The sequence below is a fragment of the Promicromonospora kroppenstedtii DSM 19349 genome, assembly GCF_000515355.1.
In the GTDB taxonomy this organism is placed as follows: domain Bacteria; phylum Actinomycetota; class Actinomycetes; order Actinomycetales; family Cellulomonadaceae; genus Promicromonospora; species Promicromonospora kroppenstedtii.
The window spans coordinates 79,812-81,304 of the sequence record NZ_KI911759.1; the positions used below are offsets into that span (position 1 = coordinate 79,812).

The 1,493-nt window shown below is 73.7% G+C and carries 1 protein-coding gene; it reads left to right on the forward strand.

The genetic code is table 11. The features are described 5' to 3' along the window. Positions 1–269: 269 nt before the first annotated feature. Positions 270–1,493 (forward strand): cytochrome P450 family protein (locus PROKR_RS36385; protein WP_051433416.1); only part of this gene is annotated, 1,224 nt, incomplete at its 3' end.

The window sequence follows — 1,493 nt, forward strand, 5'->3', positions numbered from 1 at the left end:
GCCGCCGAGCTCGCCGCGGTCGAGGACGCCGTCCGCGACGCGCTCGGCGACGGCGGTCTGGCCGCCGGCCGCGAGGCCGGATCCCGTCTCGACCCGTGGGACACACTGGCGCTCGCGGTGCGCGACGACGTCGAGCTAGGCGTAGCTCCAACCGCCTGACCAGCAGGAACGACCGCACGCTCCGCCTCCGGCCCCAGGAGATGAAAGTGTTCGAGATGAGAAATGCCGGCCCTTCCGCACCACCCGACGGTCGTGGTCGGATGACCCCCATGAACCCGCAGACCACCCGGCACGCCGTCACGCTGGAGGAGCACAGGGGGCTGACGTCGCTCACGGAGATCACCAGCAGCCCCGACCCGCAGGCGCACTACGCGCGCCTGCGCGCGCAGTGGGGGGAGGTGGCGCCGGTCGAGATCGAGCGCAAGGACGACGTCGTGGTGCCGGCCTGGCTGGTGCTGGGGCACGCGGAGAACTGTCACGTGATGCGCTCCGAGATGGACTACAGCCGGAACGCGGCGAACTGGCGCTGGAACCGCGAGAACCTGCTGCCCGCCGGCACCGCGATCGGCACGTTCGCCCCGCCCGCGCCGCGCCCGACGTCCTTCTACCACGACGGCCCCGAGCGCGAGCGGCTGCGCGCGCCGCTGGACGACGCCTTGGCCGCGCTCGACGAGCGCGCCGTGCGGGACCAGACCCGGTACATGTGCGAGCGCGTCATCGAGCGGATGGGCGACTCCGGGAGCGGCGACCTCGTGAAGGTGTACAGCCGGCCCGTCGGGTTCCTCGCGATGACCACCACGCTCGGGTTCGACCTGGAGACGGGGGCACGGCTCATGGCCGACTCCGCCGCCGTGGTCAGCGGCGACGGCGAGCAGGTGGCCAACGCCCAGGCGTCCACGGCCGCGATCGTCATGGAGCACATCGGCCAGCGCCGCGAGGACGGCGGGCAGGACCTCATCGGGCACCTGGTCGGCCATCCCAACTTCGCGCACGACGGCGAGATCGCCACCAGCGCGATCGTGCCCGTGAGCGCGGCGGCGATCTTCCTGACCGCCTGGATCACCCAGACGCTGCACCAGCTCCTGGCCGACCGGGAGCTGTCGGCGCGGATGTCGGGCGGCCGGCTGACGCTGGACGGCACGCTCGACCAGGTGCTGTGGCGGCGGTCGCCCATCGCCCAGTCCCCGGCGCTGCGCTACGCCCGCAACGACGTGCAGCTCGGCGGGCGCTCGATCCGCAAGGGCGACGCGCTGGTGCTCGCGATCGCCGCGGCGAACGCCGACCCCGCCGTGCACACCGACGACCTGTGGGACGAGGTGGACAACCGCTCCCACCTGTCCTGGGGCACCGGGCCGCACGCCTGCCCGGCGCCCCGGCTCGCGCGGCTGATCGCCCGCACCGCCGTCGACCACCTGCTGCGACACCGGGACGTGCAGCTCACCGTGCCCGAGAGCAGCCTGCCCGCAGCCGCCTCGCCGTGGGTGCGGCACGCC